Source organism: Dietzia sp. 2505 (assembly GCF_040546785.1).
Classification (GTDB): domain Bacteria; phylum Actinomycetota; class Actinomycetes; order Mycobacteriales; family Mycobacteriaceae; genus Dietzia.
In genome coordinates this window covers 514,410-532,869 of the sequence record NZ_JBEPON010000001.1, presented here as the reverse complement: position 1 = coordinate 532,869, position 18,460 = coordinate 514,410, and the positions used below count along the sequence as shown (strand labels likewise).

The window sequence follows — 18,460 nt, the reverse complement described above, 5'->3', positions numbered from 1 at the left end:
ATGCGCTCACCGATGTCCGGACACAGGACCTTTCGCCCCTCGATCGCCGACCGCCTCACCAAGGCGGCCATGACCGCCTCGGGTTCTCTCCCCGGCCCGATGATCCAGCTGGCCGGCGGCGCGCCCCGGCGGATCGACGGCCAGGTGCTGGACCCGCATTTCCAGGCCGGGGTCAGGGTGATGTCCCTGCTGTCCGAGGGCGAGTACGAGGACATGCCGCTCGAGAAGGCGCGCGAGACCGTCGAGCGGTCGGCGTACACCGTCTCGGGGAACCGGATCGAGCTCGCCGTCGTCGACGACCTCGTCCTCCCGCTCGCCGGCGCCGGCCATCCCGACGACGAGACCACCCGCGCCGACCTGCCCGCCCGCCTGTACTCCCCCGTCCACGGCGACGAAGCGCTACCGATGCTCGTGTTCTTCCACGGCGGCGGGTGGGTGCTCGGGAGCATCGACTCCCACGATGCGACCTGCCGGTACATCGCCCGGATGGGCGGTCTCAAGGTCCTCAGTGTGGACTATCGTCTGGCCCCCGAGTTCCTCTTCCCCACCGCGGCCGAGGACGCCCTGGCCTCGTTCCGCTACGTGCGGGACAACGCCGAGTCCCTCGGGGTCGACCCGACGCGCATCGCGGTGGGTGGGGACAGCGCGGGGGGCAACCTGGCGGCGGTGGTGTGTCAACAGACCCGCGACGCCGGCGAGGAGACCCCCGACTTCCAGCTGCTGTTCGTCCCCGCGACCAACATGTCGGCGCGGAGCCGCTCGTTCGAACTGTTCGGCGAGGGCTTCTTCCTCACCGGCAGGAACATGGACTTCTACGAGACCACCTACCTGCGCTCCGACGCCGACCGTCTCGACCCGCGCGCCTCCCCGCTGTTGGCCGAGGACTTCTCCGGCCTGCCTCCGGCGCACGTCGCCACCGGCGGTTTCGACCCGCTGCGCGACGAGGGCGAGGCGTACGCGCGGAAGATGGCCGATGCGGGGGTCAAGGTCTCGCTCCGTCGGCATTCCACGATGGTCCACCCGTTCGTCAACGCCGTCGGCGCCACGCCGCTCGCGCGCGCCGCGCTGTCGGAGGCGGTGGGCGCGCTTCGGATGGGACTCGCGTACTGATCCCCGTCCCCGAGGACCGTGCCCGGGGACTGTGTCGCGACTCCTCCGACTCCGCGTCCCGGGCGACCCTCCTCAGCGGGTGGCGCGACGGGTCCCTGATCCCGATGCCACCCGGGGGCGTCGATCCCGTCGCGCCGCGCGGTAGCCTTCGGCCGCGAGCAGAGCCAAGGCCAGACCGAGCAGCCCGAAGGTGATGGTGTCGACGCCCCGGATCCTCTCGCCGAGCACGAACGCCACGGCGACGAGAAGGAGCGGCTCGAGATAGCCGAGAAGGCCGAACAGAGGCAGTGAGAGCAACCTGGCGGCCGCCAGGTACGCCGCCATCGCGGCGGCCCCGGAGATGCCCACCGAGACGAGCGCGAGAATCCCGGTGACCGAGGTCGGGTGCCGGGCCCCCGAGACGATCAGCCACACGCCGAGGGGACTGAGCGCCGCCACCTCCAACCCGAACGCCATCGGCTTGTCCATGCCGACACGGCGGCGCACGACGAAGTAGATCGGGTACCCCGTGCAGATCACGAACGTCACCCAGGACAGGCTCGGCGACACCGCGATGTTGACGGCGACGGCGACGGCGGCGATCCCCACTGCCACCCACTGCCAGGTCGACACCTCTGACTTGAGGACGGCCCGGCTGCCGATCACCAGGGCCAGCGGTAGGAGCAGGAACCCGAGCGACGCATCCAGAGCGTGGCCGTGCAGCGGTGCCCAGGAGAACAACCAGAGCTGCACCCCGACCAGTGCGCACAGCAGCCCGAACACCAGCGGAGTCCACCACTCCCGCGTGAGGGTCGCCCAGGAGTCACGCGCCATCGCGCGGCCCGGGGGGACGAGCAACACGAGGCTGTAGCAGGCGAAGGTCACGACGATCCGCCACCCGAAGACCACCTCGGCCGAGGCGTCGATCACCCCGGAGAGGTAGAAGATACCGCCGAACAGGCCGGACGCCAGGACCACGGCGCCGACCCCGCGCGCGGTATCGCCCATGCCCCCCGTCCGGTCCATGGGAGGAAACCTATAAGTCTCCGGTGCGCTGTGGGTGGAGGATCACCGGGCCTCGGCGGCCCGACCAGGGAGCGGGCGCCCCTCCCGGTGGGGCCAGCGGGGCTCGAACCCGCGACCAGCGGATTATGAGTCCGCGGCTCTAACCAACTGAGCTATAGCCCCCCGCACGCGCCGGGAACATCCACCGGCACGTGCCGCGCAATCGTAGCAAGACCCCTCACCGGTCCTCCGGCCACCAGACGGCACGCACTGCCGAGAGCCCGTCGGCGACCTGCGAGGGCGGGTCGTCCCACGCCATGACCAACCGCTCGGGTGACTCGTAGGCGGGATGACCCGGATCGCCGTCGATCACTAATCCGGCCCACGAGTCGTGCATCGCCTCGACCAGACCCCTCGGCGCCGGGGCGCCGAGATAGCGTTCCACGTTCTCCCCGTCCGGCACGGCCCAGAAGAAGGGCAGGTCCGCGCAGTGCCTGGGCCCATTTCCTCCTGTCCAGCAGAAGTCGTACACCCAGGTCGGGTCGCCGGCGGCCACCCGCGTCTCGGCGGCCCGGGCCACCGTGGAATGGATCGCGGCCGCGTCGATCACCGCGCCCACGCTCCGTCGCAGAGACCGGCCGTTCGACTGCCGGGCCAACGCCCTGAGCCCCTGCCTCGGAAGTTGCTGCGACAACGCCATGAACGCCGCCCCCGGCACCAGCGCGGGGCCCGGGAGCTTGTCCGAGACAGCCTCGAACTCCGTCGCGGTGGAGCCGACCAGCAGCGGGACACTCGTCGACGGGCCTGCGGCGACCGCCTCGAGGGGAGGGATCGGTAGGGTCTCGCCTCCGACCACCGGCCGGAACGGGAGCGTGAACTGGTTCTCCCGCCGTAGGCGCCGATGGAACTCGTCCACGGCGCCACGCCCCCCGGCCGCCAGCCCCTCCGCGGTGACCCCCTTGGGTGGGCGGGTCGCCGGGGCCCTCAGGACCGCCGGAGACGCTGCGATCGCCCCGTGGAACAGCCCTGCCGCCGGCGGGGAACCCAGCAGACACAGCACCGCTCCCCCGCCGGCCGACTGCCCGGTGACCGTCACCCTGTCGGGGTCCCCGCCGAACACGGCGATCTCGTCCCGGACCCACTCGAGGGCGGTGATCCAGTCGAGCATCCCTCGGTTGTCCGGGGCGTCGGGGAACGGCGTGAAGCCCTCGACACCGAGGCGGTAGCCCACCGAGACCACGACGATCCCTCGGCGAGCGAAGGTCGACCCGTCGAACCACGGCTGGTGTGAGGAGCCTGATTCCCACCCGCCTCCGTGGATCCACACCATCACCGGGTGGTCGCCACCCTCCGCCGGCGCCCACACGTCCACGTGCAGGATGTCGGTGCCCGCGACGATCGGCTCGGGGATCGCCGGGTCCGGGTCGAACCTCAGCCTCTGGGCGGTGGCGGCTGGTCTGGTCGCATCACGGACCCCGTCCCATGGCCCTCTACGGACCGGGGCGGCGAACCGCAGGTCACCGACCGGGTCCTCGGCGTACGGGATCCCGTAGAAGCGGTGGACATCACCGAGGTCGGTGCCGCGGACGCGGCCGGTCGAGAGGGTGACGGCGACGTCGGACATGGCGCCAGGTTAACGACGATGACTGAGATCTCCCGGCGATCCCTGCTACGAAAGAGGGATGACGAGTGACAGGGACCAGATCATCGAGCGGCTGGCAGACATCGCCACTGCTCTGGACACCCGCGACTGGGCCGGACTCGGAGAGCTGTTCACCGAATCCGCGACCGGGTACGGGGCGGCCGGTCGGGAGCAGATCGTCCGGACGGTGCGGGAACACCTCGGCGGGTGTGGCCCCTCCCAGCATCTGCTGGGCAACCACAGGGTGCACCTCGCGCTCGACGGAGACGAGGTCCGGGCGAGGAGCCTGACGTACGCGCGGGTGCTCCACCTCGGGACGGGTGATCAGGCCGGGCTGAGCTACGAGTGCTTCGGCGAGTACTCCGACCTGTGGACCAGGACGCCGGCGGGCTGGCGGATCGACTCCAGGAGGTTCCGCGTCGACTTCGACCGCGGCGACTTCCGAACCCTCCAGCCCGGCTGACCCCGAAATGCCGATCAGGCCAGAGGAGAGATCCCTCTGGCCTGACCCATTGCTCCCCCATCTGGACTCGAACCAGAAACCCTTCGATTAACAGTCGAATGCTCTGCCAATTGAGCTATGGGGGATTGCTTCCGGCGACCGACGAGCACGTCGGACACCGAGAACTCACCTTAGTGCGAGGGCGGCCAACGAACCAAATCGCCAGCTCAGGCCACTCCGCGCCGGCTAACTTGACGACCCCGACCCGAGCAACGAACCCACCTCGACCGCTGATCCAGCACTCCCCGGAGAATCACAGACCGATCCGAGCGACCCGGTCGAGGCCGATCCCGTCGAGGCCGATCCCGTCGAGCCCAGGGACCCACCGTGAGAAGACCCGTGCGCGCCCTCACCGCACAGGACGCTGAGCGAACCAGGGCTGAGTGAACCCGGGCCGAGCGATCCGGTGCCCGGTTGCTCACCCTGGACCGCGATGGTCACCGGCTCTGCCGTCGACGACGCGAACGGGGTGTCCGTGGAGTCGTCTGCGACAGGTGCCGGAGTGAACGTCGCGGTGATGACGCGGTCGCCGAGCTCGGAGAAGACATGCGGCAGGGTCGCGGATGCGCCGGTGACGCCCACCGGGGCACCGATCGGCTCGTCGTCGGCGAAGAACTGGACCGTGCCGGCGGCCGCCGCGGGTGCGACCTGCACGGTGAGATCGACCGGTGTTCCCGCGACCGCGGTCGGCGGCGCGGTGAGCGTCGAGACGGTCTCGGTCTGGCACCCGGACACCTCGGTCTCGAGCAGGGCGAACTGACCCGCGGCGGGATCGAAACCCTTGTCCACGGACTGGGGACCGACCACGACCTGGTAGGTGACGGTGTGCGTGTCGGAGGCCCGGTTCGGCAGACGTGGCTGATCGAGCAGATCCACCGTTCTGGTGGTGGTGATCGGGTCCCGGTCCGTGACGTAGGGGGCCGTTCCCGGGGCGAAGACGGGGGGCGCCGGCGCCGAGTTCTGCACCCCCAGACGCCCCACGACCCGGGTGATGTCAAACGCGACGCTGTCGAAGGAGAACCTGGACCGGACGGACACCCCGGTCTGGCTCCACACCCCCGGCACGCCCACCAGCGACGTCGGCTCCTCCCCGTCCACCGCGAAGTCGACAGCGTAGTACCCGTTCGTCTGGTTGATGATCGTGAAATGGACCCGACACTGGTCGTCCCCGGATGCGCTGAACCGGACCGGACCCTGGTCCCATCCATCCGCGGTTGCCGCCGGGGACACCCCGAGGCAGATACCGCACGCGGCGAGCACGGCGGGGAGTAGGAGTCGACCTGATGACGTGGGCATGGGTTACCTATCCGGAACAGTCAGAGTCCCGCGCGCCTGGGCCGGCATTACCTATCGACGGCGGGTGTGTAGCAACCGTACCGGATTAATAAAGATGTTGTCACAATGCCTTTAGGGGGAGCAGACGGCCGCGCTACCTTCGCGCTGGCCGGCACCCCACCATCCCGCCTCTGGCTCAGGCGATGTCGGGCGTGGCACCCACGGCCTGCTCGAGCAGTCCGCGGCGGTACTCCTCCAGCGCCACGAGGTCCCCGAACAGCGCCGAGTACCCCTCCGGGTCCGCTGCCGGACTCATCCGCTGCACCTTGGACTTGAGGTCGGCGATCTGGCCGGAGACCCACACTTCCTGCAGGCGGGCGAGCACGCCGGAGACGTAGCGGGGCAGCGCGTCCTCGGCCACCCGGAGCGTCTCGACCGCCATCAGGCCCACCAGCCGCTGCAGACCGTCGTCCTCGAGGCCCTTGGACACCTCGGACACCCAGTTCGCGCCGCTCTTCCCGGAGGCGCACCCCCCGGCAGCGGACAGCGCGTCCGCGATCAGGGCGTAGGCGGGATGGGTGTAGCACTCTCCCGGCAGCGAGTCGAAGAGCGGCCCCGCCAGGCCCGGGTACTGCAGTGCCGCCTTGAGCGCCTCGCGCTGCGGCCAGAGCACCGGGTCGGCCGCCGAGGGCAGGGGGACGCCCGTCGGCGGTGCGGGGGCCTGCTGCTTAGCGCGGCTGCCCGCCTCGTCGTCGTCATATCTCACCCCACCCCGTTCGGCACGATCCCGCAACGGGCGGGGTCCACCTCCGGGTCCACCCGGACCGCGCCCGCGGGGGCCGGGCGCCGCCGCCCGGGCGCGACCCCGCTTGCGGGCCTCCTCCCGGACGCGGCGCAGCACGGTCGCGGGATCGTCCCACCCCACCCAGCCGGCCAGCTGGCGGGCGTACTCGTCACGCAGGGCCGAGTCGCGGATGTCCGCCACCACCGGCACGGTCTGGCGGAGCGCCTCGACCCGGCCCTCCGCGTGGTCGAGATCGTATTCCTCCAGCATGGACCGGATGGCGAACTCGAACATCGGCACCCTGGCCGAAATCAGGTCGCGGACGGCCGCGTCGCCCTTCTTCTGCCGGATGTCGCAAGGATCCTGACCGGCGGGGGCCACCGCCACGAAGGTGCGACCGGAGAACTGCTGGTCCCCGGAGAACGCCCGCATCGCGGCCTTCTTGCCGGCCTCGTCGCCGTCGAAGGTGTAGATGATCTCGCCACGGAAGTAGTTGTCGTCCAACATCAGCCGCCGGAGGGTGGACAGGTGGTCCTCACCGAACGCGGTGCCGCACGCGGCCACGGCCGTGGTCACGCCCGCCGCGTGCATGGCCATGACATCGGTATAGCCCTCCACGACCACCGCCCGGCGCTGGGAGGCGACGTCCCGCTTGGCCAGGTCCAGACCGAAGAGCACCTGCGACTTCTTGTAGAGCATCGTCTCCGGCGTGTTCATGTACTTGCCCAGGGTGTCGTCCTCGAAGAGCTTGCGGGCGCCGAACCCGATCACCTCCCCCGCGAGATTGCGGATGGGCCACAGCAGACGCCGGTGGAACCGGTCGATCAGCGTCCCCCGTGAACTGGTCTTGGACAATCCCGCCGATTCCAGCTCCTTGGGCTCGAAACCCTGACGCATCAGGTGCTTGCTCATCGTGTCCCAGCCCGTCGGCGCGTACCCGCACCCGAAACGCTCGGCGTGGGAGAGGTCGAAGCCGCGGTCGGTGAGGAACGCCCGTGCGATCTCGGCCTCCGCGTCCTGATGGAGTCGCTCGGCGTAGAACTTCTGCGCGGCGGCGTTGGCCTGGACCAGTCGCGAACGGGTCCCGCGGTCGCGCTGGATCACCTGCCCGCCGCCCTCATAGGAGATGCGGTAGCCGATCCTGTCCGCGAGCTGTTCCACCGCCTCGACGAAGCTGATGTGCTCCATCTTCATGAGGAAGGCGAACACGTCGCCGCCCTCACCGGTGGAGAAGCAGTGGAAATAACCGTGCTGCGGCCGCACGTGGAACGAGGGCGTCTTCTCGTCCTTGAACGGGGACAGCCCCTTCATCGAATCCGCGCCGCCTGGTTTGAGCGCGACGTACTCGCCGACGACCTCCTCGATGCGAGTGCGTTCGCGGATCGCGGCGATGTCCTGCTCCGGAATCCGCCCTGCCATGCCGCCCAGAGTAACCGCCCGGGCAGGAGACCGGCGTGCCCCCTGCGCCGGGCCGATACGCTGGCCGCATGATCGCACCCCCACCCCGCCCCTACGCCGTCCGGAGCCCACGGTCCCGCACGGTGGCGGCCGTCGCGCTCGTGTCGGCGTTCCTCGTCAGCCTGGCCGGGTGGGCGGCGCCCCCCGCCTCCGCGGAACCGCCGTCCCGGCTGCAGCAGCAGGTCACGGACTCCGCGGGCGTACTGGGCGGGGACACCGCCGCCGTGGAGAGCCGGCTCGCCGAACTCCGGTCGACCGACAACATCCAGCTCTGGGTGACCTACGTCGACAGCTTCGACGGCGTGCCGGTCCAGCAGTGGGCGCAGGAGACCGCCCGACTGTCCGACCTGGGGGCCTCCGACGTGCTGCTCGCAGTGGCGGTCCAGGACCGCGGGTACTGGTTCGAGTCCGCCGACCAGGCCGCGGACCAGCGGATCGCCGACCGGGACATCGAGCCGCGACTGGCGGTCGACGACTGGGCCGGCGCGGCGATCGGCGCGGCCGACGGGCTCGAACGACAGGGGTCGGGCTCCGGGCTCTCCGGCGGGGCCCTGCTGGCGATCATCGCGGTGATCATCGCCGTGGTGGCCGCGGTCCTGCTGATCACCCGCCGGCGACGGTCCACCCGCACGGCCAGGCAGGCCGAATCCGCCCGCGAGATCCCCGGTGATGACACGGCCCGGATGTCGGCGCTGCCTGTGGACGTCCTCGACGCCCGCGCCAGGGCCGGACTGGTCGAGGCCGACCAGGCCGTGGACACCTCCACGACGGCGCTCGAGACCGCCGCCGGGGAGTTCGGTGAGCTGCGGACACGCCCGTTCCGCTCCGCCCTCGATTCCGCCCGAGGGGAGGTCGCGGCCGCGCACTCGCTGATCCAGCGGCTCGACGACGACATCCCCGAGACCCCGGACCAGCGCCGGGCGATGCTGCTCGAGGTGGCCGCCCGGGCCGAACGTGCCGAACGCGTGCTCGAGGGCCAGTCCACGGCGTTCGCCGAGATGCGCGACCTGCTGATCAACGGCGCCGCCTCGGTCGACGCCCTGACCCGGCGCGCGGTCACCCTGCGCGCCCGCATCCCCGATGCCGAGCAGTCCATGGCGGACCTGCGATCCCGGTTCCCCGCGGCCGTGCTCGCCTCGATCGAGGACAACCTGACGATCGCCGATGAGCTGCTGACCGCCGCCGAGGCCGAGACCTCTCGCGCCCGCACCGCCCTCGCCCGACCGGTCGGCGAACAGGCCGAGGCCGTGGACGCCATCAGCTCGGCCGAGGAAGAACTGTCGCGCGCCGAGAAACTGGTCGACGGCGTGGACCACGCCGCGGACGACATCGCCGCCGCCCGCCGCGACCTCGGTGCTCTGATCGCCGAGGTCGACGAGGAACTGGGCCAGGCCGCCCGGCTCCTGCGGTCTCCGGACCTCGGCCGGAGTGGCCAGAGCCTGACCGACGCGGCCTCCGCCGCACGCGACGCCCTCGACCGGGCCCGTCGCGACGGCGAGACCGACCCGCTGGGGACCTTCTCCGAGCTGGTGGACGTGGACCGTGATCTCGACGAGGCGCTCGCCGCCGCCGGGCACGAGGCCGAGACCGCCCACCGCGCCCGGGCCGCGCGCCAGGCCGCCCTCACCCGGGCCCGCGGCGCGGTACGCGAGGCGGACGACTACATCGGTAGCCGCTCCTACGTGATCGGACAGGCCGCGAGGACGCGACTCGCCGCGGCCAAGCAGTCATTGGCCACGGCCGAGGCCACCGCCGGGCCGGCGGCGTTCCCCGCGGCCGACCGCGCCCTCAAACTGGCCCGTGAGGCCCTGCGGCACGCCCAGAACGACGCCTCGCGGCAGCAGTACACCGGCGGTTACGGCGGCCGGGGCGGTTACGGCGGTCGTGGCCGGGGAGGGTCCAACACCGGTGCGATGGTCGGCGGCATGGTCGCCGGCGCGTTGATCCAGGGCATGCTCCGCGGCGGCAGCTCCGGCTTCGGGTCCTCCCGCGGGTTCGGAGGCGGCGGCTTCGGCGGCGGGGGTGGTGGCTTCGGCGGCGGGTTCGGCGGAGGTGGCTTCGGCGGCGGCGGCGCGGGCGGGCGGTTCTGAGCGCCATGACCCGTCGTCGGAAGATCGTCGTTGCCATACTGATCGTCCTGGCTCTGCTGGTCGCGGCGGTGGTGGCCGTGGGCACCTGGTACCGGCCGATGCTGATGACCGGTACCGGATATGCCGCGCACAACGCCTGCGCGATCCACTTCCTCACAGATCGTGACGACCCGGAGTCCGATCTGCCGCCCAACCCGCTGGTGCCGTTGCTGCGCACGGAGATCGACGACTCCGAGGGGTGGGCGCGTTCCTCCGTCCTGGGCGTCGCCTTCGCCCAGCAGGCCTGGGCCTCCGAGTACGGCTGCGCGGTGGGCGATGACCGCGCCGAGGGTTCCGAGTACAGCTCTCTCGTCCGACCGGCGGAGGATCGCCCGGAGGGCATCGGGCTGCCTCATGCCACCGACGTCCCGGCCGAGGTCGGTGCGGCACTCGACCGGGCCGCCGGCGTCGAGGGCACGCGAGGACTCGTCGCGGTCCACCGTGGCGAGCTACTGGACGAGTGGTACGCCGACGGCTTCGGGCCGGACACCCGGCAGCTCGGGTGGTCCATGGCCAAGAGCGTGGCGTCCACCCTGGTCGGGCGGGCACAGCAGGAGTTCCCGGCCGCCGACCTCGACCCGGCGGACACGGGCCTGCGCCCCGAGTGGACCGACGAGCGGGCACAGATCTCCCTCGACGACCTGCTGCGCATGACCTCGGGGCTGGAGTGGGACGAGGACTACGACCTCGGCACCCCCATCACGCAGATGCTGTTCGCCGAGCCGGACATGGCCGCCTTCGCCGCCGCCCAACCGCTCGCCCACGACCCCGGGACGGTCCGCCAGTACTCGTCCGGCACGACCAACATCGTGTGCGACCTGCTGCACGAGCGCACCGGCCTCGGGCCCGAAATGGCCGATCAACTGCTGTTCGGACCGCTCGGGATGACCAGCGCGGTCCTCGAGGCCGACGCCTCCGGTCGGTCGGTGTGCAGCTCGTACCTGTGGGCCACGCCGCGGGACTGGGCGCGGTTCGGGCAGTTCACGCTGGATGACGGCCAGGTCGACGGTCGCCGCCTACTCCCCGCCGGATGGATGGACTACGCGACGAGCGTCGTCCCGGCCGGCGGGGAGCCCGAGCCCTACGGTGCGCAGTGGTGGATCAACGACGCGGGTGACGGCTCCCCGCTGCGCCTGCCCGGGATTCCGGCGGATGCCTACTGGGCCTCGGGGCACGACGGGCAGTACATTCTGGTGGTCCCGTCCGCCGACCTCGTGGTGGTGCGGACCGGGTTCTCCCCCGGCGGGTCCATCGGCGCGCTCGGCATCGAGGACCTGGTGGGCGACCTCACCCGGGCCGTGGGGTGACCCGGCTGCCCGTTCAGCCCCAGGCCGCCTGGATGCCGGCGCTCGCCCGGTCGATCCGCTCGAGCCGGCTCTCGGTGTAGAGGGCCACCTGGTCCACGATCACGCGCATTCGCGCCGCGTCATCCGGGGCCTCGTCCCACAGCGGACGGAGGACCGGGTCGAGTCCGGCCGGCGCCGAGTGCGCGAGGTACTCGGCCACCCGGTGGATGCGGTCGCGTTGACGGTCCTGCCGGGCCCGGTGTCCCGGGTCGCTCATCACGTACCGCACGGCCATGGTCTTGAGCATCACGACCTCTGCCTCCACGTGCAGGGGCACCTCGAGCGCGGCGCTGTACCGCCCGTGCGGCATCTCACCGTGCACCTCGCGGGTGGTGTGGATGGCGGGCATGACGAACCGCCCGACCAACTCGCTGGTCAGCGCCTTGAGGGCGACCGCTCCCGCGAAGGTCTCCTCGAACGGCTGGACGGCGCGGACCGCGTCGAGCGCACCGAGCCGCCCGGCCGCCTCGCGCAGCTGGTCCGCGTCGGGCCCTCGGAACTCACGCGCGCCCAGCTCGGCCAGCGCCGCGACCTCCGACGGGTCGGTGAGCGACCGCAGGTCCAGCCTGCCGGCCACGATCGCGTCCTCCACGTCGTGGACTGAATAGGCGACGTCGTCGGAGAAGTCCATGATCTGCGCCTCCAGGCACCGGGTGTCCCCGGGCGCACCCACGCGGATCCAGGCGAGGGTGTCCGCGTCATCGGGATAGGCGCCGAACTTCCGGGTGCCCTCCCGCGGCAACCACGGGTATTTGGTGGCCGCGTCCAACGCGGCGCGGGTGAGATCCAGTCCGACCCCGCGCCCGTCAGCGTCGACGACCTTGGGTTCCAGCCGCGTCAGGATCCTGATCGTCTGGGCGTTGCCCTCGTATCCCCCGAACCCTCTCGCGACCTCGTCGAGGGCGCGCTCACCGTTGTGACCGTAGGGCGGGTGCCCGATGTCGTGGCTCAACCCCGCCAGGTCGGCGAGGTCGGGGTCGCAGCCGAGCCCGGCGGCGATGCTGCGAGAGATCTGGGCGACCTCGAGGGAATGGGTGAGACGGGTCCGTGGGGTGTCCCCGTCCCCGGGTCCGACCACCTGCGTCTTGTCGGCGAGCCGCCTGAGTGCCGCCGAGTGCAGGACCCGCGCGCGATCCCTCTCGAAGGGGCTGCGCTCACTGGCCGTCCCCCGCGCCCGGGAGGGTCCCTCACCCACCCGGCGCTCGGCGTCTGCGGCGTCGTACGCGTACCCCGTCATGCGCGTCTCCTGTCGGGCGAGTGCGCCCCGTCGTCGTCGTCCCGGTCCGCCCCGGGCCGGTGGTGGCTGCTGCGGGTCAGCCCGGGAAGTCCACGTCCGTTCCGGCGATCCGGTGGTACTGGTACCAGAGCACCGCGCCGGTCTCGCGGATGATGCTCAGGACCTGGTTCTCCCGGGTCCAGACGGCGGGACCCTGTCGGGTCGGCGAGGTCCACGCGTCCAGTCCTGCGTCCCGGGCCATCATCCGCGCCCGATACGAGTGCGTGGGGTCGCTGACCAGCACCACGGAACCGCCCCCCTGGTCACGCACGGTCAGCGCCACGGCGTCCAGGCTGCCGACCGTGTTGGACCCGGTCTCGACCGCCAGGATCGCGGTGGGCGGCACCCCCAGCGTGGCCAGATAGGCGCGACCCGCACCGGCCTCCGTGAATCGGTCACCCGGCTGGTTGCCACCGACCGTGATGATCTGGGGGGCGACTCCCTCCTCGTACAGGGTGGCGGCGTGGTCGAGTCGGGACTGGAACACCGGGGTTGGGACGCCGTCGTACTGGGCCGCACCCAGGACGACGATCGCGTCCGCCGCCGTGCGGTCGTCCACCCGCGCGACGTGCCACACACGGAACGCGATGAAACCGGGGACGACGAGACACAGCACCAGCGCGGTGACCAGGAGCCATCCGATGGCCCTGGACACCGCCCGCAGCGGGGACCGGGATCTGTTCACCCGACCAGTGTGCCAGCGCCGGGTCAGCAGCCGATGAGCCGCTGCGCGAGGTACCCCTCGACCTGGTCGATGGCCACCCGCTCCTGCTCCATGGTGTCCCGCTCACGGATGGTCACGGCCTGGTCCTCGAGGGTGTCGAAGTCCACGGTGATGCAGAACGGGGTGCCGATCTCGTCGTGGCGGCGGTAGCGCCGGCCGATCGCCTGCGCGTCGTCGAAGTCCACGTTCCAGCTCTTACGCAGCTGCGCGGCCAGGTCCCGCGCCTTGGGCGAGAGGTCGGCGTTCCGCGAGAGCGGCAGCACGGCCGCCTTGAACGGCGAGAGGCGACGATCGAGCTTGAGGACGGTGCGGGTGTCGACGCCGCCCTTGGAGTTGGGGGCCTCGTCCTCGGTGTAGGCGTCGATGAGGAACGCCATCAGCGACCGGGTCAGGCCGAAGCTCGGCTCGATGACGTAGGGCACGTACTTCTCGCCCGAGGCCTGGTCGCGGTACTGCAGGTCCTCGCCGGAGTGGGTCTGGTGCTGGGTGAGGTCGTAATCCGTGCGGTTGGCCACGCCCATCAGCTCGCCCCAGGGGTTGCCGGAGAAACCGAACTTGTACTCGAAGTCGATCGTGCCGGCCGAGTAGTGGGCACGCTCGTCGTCCGGGACGTCGAAGCGGCGCATGTTCGCCGGGTCGATCCCCAGGTCCACGAACCAGTCCCAGCAGTCCTCGACCCACCGCTTGAACCACTCGTCCGCCTCGTCGGGCTTGGTGAAGAACTCGATCTCCATCTGCTCGAACTCGCGGGTCCGGAAGATGAAGTTGCCGGGGGTGATCTCGTTTCGGAACGCCTTACCGATCTGGCCGATCCCGAACGGCGGCTTGCGCCGGGCGGTGGTCATGACGTTCTTGTAGTTGACGAAGATGCCCTGGGCGGTCTCGGGCCGGAGGTAGTGCAGGCCCTCCTTGTCGTCGACCGGGCCGAGGTAGGTCTTCATCAGGCCGGAGAACAACTGCGGCTCGGTCCATGAGCCGGGCTGGCCCGTGACGGGGTCGTTGATGTCCGCGAGTCCGTTGGCCGGTTCGCGCCCGTGCTTGGCGACGTAGGCCTCGATGAGGTGGTCGGCGCGGTAGCGCTTGTGGGTGTGGAGAGACTCCACCAGCGGGTCGGTGAAGGTGTCGACGTGGCCCGAGGCCTCCCACACCTTGCGGGGCAGGATGATCGAGGAATCCAGGCCCACGACGTCCTCGCGGCCGGTGACGAAGTTCCGCCACCACTGCTTCTTGATGTTGTCCTTGAGCTCCACTCCGAGCGGACCGTAGTCCCACGCCGAACGGGTTCCGCCGTAGATCTCGCCACACTGGTACACCAGTCCCCGGCGCTTGCAGAGGTTGACGACTGTGTCGATGACGGACGCTGAGGATGCCACGTCGGGGGTTCTCCCTTTGGTGAGTCGGTTGGCGGAGGTGTCGGGGTGGACGGCCTCGGCGCGGGCCGGCGCCCGCGGCACTTCTCACCAGGGTATCCGGTCCACCCCGGCGGTCTGGGATACTGGGGTCCCCCACCCGACACGGCGCCGGTCCCCACCGCGCCCGGAAGGTTGCAACCAATGGCATCCGGACCCGAGTCCCCGGCCGACGCCGGGTCTGCCGCGGAGATCCACGATCCCGGCTCCCACGCCGCCCCCGTGCCGCTGCCACCGCAGCACGTGGTCTCGGCCGCGGGCGAGTTGCTCCGTGCGCTGTCGGCGCCGTTGCGGATCGCGATAGTGCTTCAACTCCGCGAGGGGCCGCGCTGCGTCCACGAGCTGGTGGACGCCCTCGAGGTCGCGCAACCGCTGGTGAGTCAGCATCTGCGGGTGCTCAAGTCGTCCAACGTCGTCTCCGCACACCGCCGGGGACGCGAGATCCGCTACGAGCTTCTCGACGACCATCTGTTGCACATCGTCGAGGCGGCCGTCGGGCACGCCGGGGAGGAGTAGGAGGTGGACACACCAGACAAGTCGATCGGCGTGCGTTCGACCCGTCAGCGCAGTGCCATCTCCGCGCTGCTCGACGAGTCCAAGGGGTTCCGTTCGGCCCAGGACCTCCACGCCGAGCTCCGCGAACGCGGCGACGCGATAGGGCTGACCACCGTCTACCGGACCCTGCAGTCGATGTCCGACGCCGGTGCGGTGGACGTGCTGCGCACCGACTCCGGGGAGTTGATCTTCCGGAAGTGCTCCGATTCGCACCATCACCACCTGGTGTGTCGGGTGTGTGGCTTCACTGTGGAGGTCGAAGAGCCGGGGGTCGAGACGTGGGCGCACCGTGCCGGCGGGGCCCACGGCTTCACCGAGGTGACCCACACCGTCGAGCTGTTCGGCCTCTGCGCGGCGTGCGTCGCCGCGGGGAGGGGCGAGCCGACGGGCCGGGCGGACTGACTCGGGGTCCGCCCGCGGATGCGGCGCCCCTGCATCTATCGGTCGATCCTGCTCACGTTTTCCCAGAAGCGCGCGGCGGGCGACGCCCCATTTGCGACCACTCGACGACGGCGCGCGGGTCCGACCGGTCGGGCTGCGGGTCAGGCTTCCGCCACTCCCCCGAATCGCCGGTCCCGCTCGGCGTATTCCAGGCACGCCGCCCACAGGTCGCGTCGGTCGAAGTCAGGGAAGAGCGTGTGCTGGAAGACGAACTCGGCGTAGGCGCTCTGCCACAGCAGGAAGTTGGAGGTGCGGAGCTCACCGGACGGGCGCAGGAACAGGTCGACGTCCGGCATGTCCGGCTCGTCGAGGTAGCGGGAGAAGTTCTCCTCCGTCAGGTCGTCGGCCGAGACCTCGCCGGCGGCGACCCGTCGCGCGAAGTCGCGAGCGGCGTCGACGATCTCCGCACGGCCGCCGTAGTTGACGCACATCGCCAACGTCATGACCGTGTTGTCCCGGGTGAGTTCCTCGGCCTCCTCGAGCTCGGAGATGACCGACTTCCACAGCTTGGGTCGCCGACCGGCCCAGCGGACCCGCACCCCCAACTCGTGCATCTCGTCGCGGCGGCGACGCAGCACGTCCCGGTTGAATCCCATGAGGAAGCGCACCTCCTCGGGACTGCGCTTCCAGTTCTCGGTGGAGAACGCGTACGCGGACAGATACGGGACCCCGATCTCGATGCACCCCTGGACCACGTCCATGAGCACCGCCTCGCCCTGCTTGTGTCCCTCGGTGCGGGGCAGGCCCCGCTCCTGGGCCCAGCGTCCGTTCCCGTCCATCACCAGCGCGACGTGGCGCGGCACGAACTCGGACGGGATCGCGGGTGGGCGCTCCCCCGACGGGTGCGGGGTGGGCGGCCGTACGGTCACCGGCGCTGCGCCGTCCTTCGACGCGGTGCGCCTACGGAATCTGGGTAGTCCGGGCACGAGGCTCCTCAACGGGTTCGGCGGGCGGGGGTTCGACGGGCAGGGGCTCGACGGGCAGGGGCTCGACGGCCTGAACCCGGTCGACCACCCCGCGGTCGACGAGGGGCAGGCTGCGCAGGTCACGCTCGAGATGCCACTGCAGGTGCGCGGCGGCGATGCCGGAGGCCTGGCGGATGACGGCCGCCGACGAGCCGGCGACGGCCTCCCACTCACCGGCCAGCAGAGCCGACAGGTGCTCGGTCACGCCGGGTGTGAGCATCGCACAGCCCTGCGGCCTGCAGTGCACGCATACCGTACCGCCGGAGGCCACGTGGAACGCCCGGTGCGGGCCCACCACGCCGCAGCTCACACAGCATTCCAGGACCGGCTCCCAGCCGGACGCCGCCATGGCGCGCAGGAGGAACGCGTCGGCGACCAGCCCGGGCGGGCGACGGTGTTCGGCCAGGGAACGGAGGGCGCCGACGGCGAGACCGAGCAGCCTCGGAGTGGGGGCGCCGTCCTCCCCCGCCAGCCGCTCCGCGGTCTCCAGCACCACGCAGCCGGAGGTGTAGGCCGGGTAGTCCGCCACGAGGGGGCGAGCCAGCGACTCGCGACTCGACGCCTGCCTCACGGTCCCCAGACCACTTCGACCACGACCCGGGGCGATCTGCACCTCGACCACGGCGAACGGCTCCAGGCTGGCGCCCATCCGCGAGCGGGTACGGCGCACCGCACGGGCGACGGCCCTGACCAACCCGTGGTGCCGGGTGAGCAGGGTGACGATCCGATCCGCCTCACCGAGATCGTAGGTACGCACGACCAGGCCAGTGTCGGTGAACGGGTGCATGCGGACCTCCTCTCGGTGTGGGCGCAGACGGTCATTGTCCCACTCCCGGCCGCTGCGGCGGGTATCACGCCGGGCGCGCGACCGAGCCGGACACCGCCACCCGCCGGAGGGGATCCCGGCTCCCGCACGGCGGCTATAGTCTCGCTGTGCCCAGTCTCGCGTCCCGCCTGATTCCCCTCGTGATCCGGGCCACCCGGCGTCAGCGCGTGTTCGCCGACCCGGACCGCGCGCGGGCTTTCCTCGACGAGGCCGCGGTGCGTCCGGCGTCGTTCGCCCCGCCGCGGTTGCGCGACGACGTCCGACTGACCCGAGCCGATCGGCACGGCTGGCCGGTCTACGTGGTGGAACCCGCCGTCACGCCCGCCCGCGGCACCGTCGTCTACGTCCACGGTGGTGGCTGGGCCAAGGAGATCGGCGCGCCCCACTGGCGTCTGTGCGCCCAGGTGGCCGCCGAGGCCCGCACCCGCGTCCTGGTGCCGATCTACCCGCTGGCGGGCCCGGTGTCGGCGACGAACCGGGGAACAGCGGCGAGCGTGGTGGCCGGAGTGGCCGACCTGGTGCGGGACGAGGTCGCCGAGCACGGCCTGGTGTGTCTCGCCGGTGACAGCGCCGGGGGTCAGATCGCGCTGTCCGCGGCGATGGAGCTGCGGGATCGGGGTGCGTCACGTCTTCCGGCGACGATCCTGATCTCCCCCGCGCTCGACCTGGCGATGGACAACCCGGACATCGACCGGGTCCAACCCAGCGACCCGTGGCTCGCCCGTAAGGGTTCGAGGGTGTTCATCGACGCCTGGCGTGCCGACCTACCCGTGGACGACCCGCGGGTGAGCCCGCTGTGCGGGGACTTCGCCGGTCTGGGGCCGCTCACGATCTTCGCCGCCACCCGCGACATCGTCCTGCCCGACGCGCGACTCGGGGTGGAGCGGGCCCGCGCCGCCGGCGTCGACGTCAGGTACATCGAGGAGCAGGGACTACTGCACGTGCACCCGCTGCAGCCCACTCCCGAGGGACGGGACGCGCGGGAGATGATCGTGGGGATCGTTGGGGCTGCCGTTCGCTAGACGAACCCGGAC

16 protein-coding genes and 2 tRNA genes are annotated in these 18,460 nt (G+C 71.2%); 7 read left to right on the top strand and 11 right to left on the bottom strand.

Annotated elements, in window-relative coordinates; genetic code table 11:
- On the top strand, positions 1 to 1,110 hold the full coding sequence (locus ABIE38_RS02395) for an alpha/beta hydrolase (RefSeq protein ID WP_354053839.1): 1,110 nt from the start codon (positions 1 to 3) through the stop codon (positions 1,108 to 1,110).
- Between the two features lie 72 nt (positions 1,111 to 1,182).
- Here the strand turns inward: ABIE38_RS02395 and ABIE38_RS02390 are convergent, their stop codons facing one another.
- From ABIE38_RS02390 to ABIE38_RS02380, 3 genes are all read right to left on the bottom strand, one after another.
- On the bottom strand, positions 1,183 to 2,115 hold the full coding sequence (locus ABIE38_RS02390) for an EamA family transporter (RefSeq protein ID WP_354053838.1): 933 nt from the start codon (positions 2,113 to 2,115) through the stop codon (positions 1,183 to 1,185).
- Positions 2,116 to 2,203: 88 nt separating this feature from the next.
- Positions 2,204 to 2,277, bottom strand: a tRNA-Ile gene (locus ABIE38_RS02385).
- Between the two features lie 55 nt (positions 2,278 to 2,332).
- Positions 2,333 to 3,718 (bottom strand): carboxylesterase/lipase family protein, encoded by a 1,386-nt coding sequence (locus tag ABIE38_RS02380; protein ID WP_354053837.1) that lies wholly within the window; start codon positions 3,716 to 3,718, stop codon positions 2,333 to 2,335.
- Between the two features lie 58 nt (positions 3,719 to 3,776).
- Between ABIE38_RS02380 and ABIE38_RS02375 the strand changes: the two genes are divergently transcribed.
- Positions 3,777 to 4,199: a nuclear transport factor 2 family protein gene (locus ABIE38_RS02375; RefSeq protein WP_354053836.1), complete on the top strand. Its 423-nt coding sequence runs from the start codon at positions 3,777 to 3,779 to the stop codon at positions 4,197 to 4,199.
- 52 nt (positions 4,200 to 4,251) lie between these two features.
- On the opposite strand, the gene ABIE38_RS02370 is transcribed toward ABIE38_RS02375, so the two are convergent.
- The 3 genes from ABIE38_RS02370 to dnaG all read right to left on the bottom strand — a co-directional run bounded on the left by ABIE38_RS02370 (position 4,252) and on the right by dnaG (position 7,716).
- Positions 4,252 to 4,324, bottom strand: a tRNA-Asn gene (locus ABIE38_RS02370).
- Between the two features lie 100 nt (positions 4,325 to 4,424).
- The gene (locus ABIE38_RS02365) at positions 4,425 to 5,534 is read right to left on the bottom strand and encodes an Ig-like domain-containing protein (RefSeq protein WP_354053835.1); all 1,110 of its coding nucleotides are present in this window, start codon (positions 5,532 to 5,534) and stop codon (positions 4,425 to 4,427) included.
- Positions 5,535 to 5,709: 175 nt separating this feature from the next.
- Complete coding sequence (gene dnaG, locus ABIE38_RS02360) at positions 5,710 to 7,716, bottom strand: DNA primase (protein ID WP_354053834.1); 2,007 nt, start codon at positions 7,714 to 7,716, stop codon at positions 5,710 to 5,712.
- Between the two features lie 68 nt (positions 7,717 to 7,784).
- Between dnaG and ABIE38_RS02355 the strand changes: the two genes are divergently transcribed.
- Positions 7,785 to 9,845 carry a TPM domain-containing protein gene (locus tag ABIE38_RS02355; protein WP_354053833.1) on the top strand — a complete coding sequence of 687 codons (2,061 nt, stop codon included), beginning with the start codon at positions 7,785 to 7,787 and terminating at the stop codon, positions 9,843 to 9,845.
- 5 nt (positions 9,846 to 9,850) lie between these two features.
- Positions 9,851 to 11,191 (top strand): serine hydrolase domain-containing protein, encoded by a 1,341-nt coding sequence (locus tag ABIE38_RS02350; RefSeq protein WP_354053832.1) that lies wholly within the window; start codon positions 9,851 to 9,853, stop codon positions 11,189 to 11,191.
- A gap of 13 nt (positions 11,192 to 11,204) precedes the next feature.
- Here the strand turns inward: ABIE38_RS02350 and ABIE38_RS02345 are convergent, their stop codons facing one another.
- From ABIE38_RS02345 to ABIE38_RS02335, 3 genes are all read right to left on the bottom strand, one after another.
- Entirely contained in the window at positions 11,205 to 12,467 is a 1,263-nt protein-coding gene (locus ABIE38_RS02345) for a deoxyguanosinetriphosphate triphosphohydrolase (protein ID WP_354053831.1), read from the bottom strand.
- Between the two features lie 76 nt (positions 12,468 to 12,543).
- A complete protein-coding gene (locus tag ABIE38_RS02340) occupies positions 12,544 to 13,161 on the bottom strand; it encodes a YdcF family protein (RefSeq protein ID WP_354054070.1) in 618 nt (205 codons plus the stop codon).
- 53 nt (positions 13,162 to 13,214) lie between these two features.
- On the bottom strand, positions 13,215 to 14,603 hold the full coding sequence (locus ABIE38_RS02335; protein WP_354053830.1) for a glycine--tRNA ligase: 1,389 nt from the start codon (positions 14,601 to 14,603) through the stop codon (positions 13,215 to 13,217).
- 180 nt (positions 14,604 to 14,783) lie between these two features.
- On the opposite strand from ABIE38_RS02335, the gene ABIE38_RS02330 reads away from it, so the two are divergent.
- Entirely contained in the window at positions 14,784 to 15,155 is a 372-nt protein-coding gene (locus ABIE38_RS02330; RefSeq protein ID WP_179524973.1) for an ArsR/SmtB family transcription factor, read from the top strand.
- 3 nt (positions 15,156 to 15,158) lie between these two features.
- Positions 15,159 to 15,596, top strand: a complete 438-nt coding sequence (locus ABIE38_RS02325; protein ID WP_354053829.1) for a Fur family transcriptional regulator — start codon at positions 15,159 to 15,161, stop codon at positions 15,594 to 15,596.
- A gap of 140 nt (positions 15,597 to 15,736) precedes the next feature.
- Here the strand turns inward: ABIE38_RS02325 and ABIE38_RS02320 are convergent, their stop codons facing one another.
- Positions 15,737 to 16,561 carry an isoprenyl transferase gene (locus tag ABIE38_RS02320; RefSeq protein ID WP_502914702.1) on the bottom strand — a complete coding sequence of 275 codons (825 nt, stop codon included), beginning with the start codon at positions 16,559 to 16,561 and terminating at the stop codon, positions 15,737 to 15,739.
- A complete protein-coding gene (recO, locus tag ABIE38_RS02315) occupies positions 16,536 to 17,387 on the bottom strand; it encodes a DNA repair protein RecO (protein WP_354053827.1) in 852 nt (283 codons plus the stop codon). The genes ABIE38_RS02320 and recO overlap by 26 nt, the downstream gene beginning before the upstream one ends.
- A 146-nt stretch (positions 17,388 to 17,533) precedes the next feature.
- Here recO and ABIE38_RS02310 point away from each other — a divergent pair, with 146 nt between their 5' ends.
- The gene (locus ABIE38_RS02310; protein ID WP_354053826.1) at positions 17,534 to 18,448 is read left to right on the top strand and encodes an alpha/beta hydrolase fold domain-containing protein; all 915 of its coding nucleotides are present in this window, start codon (positions 17,534 to 17,536) and stop codon (positions 18,446 to 18,448) included.
- Positions 18,449 to 18,460: the final 12 nt, after the last annotated feature.

What these genes read in the sequence shown, in the direction of transcription:
- ABIE38_RS02395 (WP_354053839.1), top strand. Translation starts at nt 1, where the DNA reads ATGCGCTCACCGATGTCCGGACACAGGACCTTTCGCCCCTCGATCGCC.
- ABIE38_RS02380 (WP_354053837.1), bottom strand. Translation starts at nt 3,718, where the DNA reads ATGTCCGACGTCGCCGTCACCCTCTCGACCGGCCGCGTCCGCGGCACC.
- ABIE38_RS02355 (WP_354053833.1), top strand. Translation starts at nt 7,785, where the DNA reads ATGATCGCACCCCCACCCCGCCCCTACGCCGTCCGGAGCCCACGGTCC.
- ABIE38_RS02365 (WP_354053835.1), bottom strand. Translation starts at nt 5,534, where the DNA reads ATGCCCACGTCATCAGGTCGACTCCTACTCCCCGCCGTGCTCGCCGCG.
- ABIE38_RS02345 (WP_354053831.1), bottom strand. Translation starts at nt 12,467, where the DNA reads ATGACGGGGTACGCGTACGACGCCGCAGACGCCGAGCGCCGGGTGGGT.
- dnaG (WP_354053834.1), bottom strand. Translation starts at nt 7,716, where the DNA reads ATGGCAGGGCGGATTCCGGAGCAGGACATCGCCGCGATCCGCGAACGC.
- ABIE38_RS02330 (WP_179524973.1), top strand. Translation starts at nt 14,784, where the DNA reads ATGGCATCCGGACCCGAGTCCCCGGCCGACGCCGGGTCTGCCGCGGAG.
- ABIE38_RS02390 (WP_354053838.1), bottom strand. Translation starts at nt 2,115, where the DNA reads ATGGACCGGACGGGGGGCATGGGCGATACCGCGCGCGGGGTCGGCGCC.
- ABIE38_RS02350 (WP_354053832.1), top strand. Translation starts at nt 9,851, where the DNA reads ATGACCCGTCGTCGGAAGATCGTCGTTGCCATACTGATCGTCCTGGCT.
- recO (WP_354053827.1), bottom strand. Translation starts at nt 17,387, where the DNA reads ATGCACCCGTTCACCGACACTGGCCTGGTCGTGCGTACCTACGATCTC.
- ABIE38_RS02375 (WP_354053836.1), top strand. Translation starts at nt 3,777, where the DNA reads ATGACGAGTGACAGGGACCAGATCATCGAGCGGCTGGCAGACATCGCC.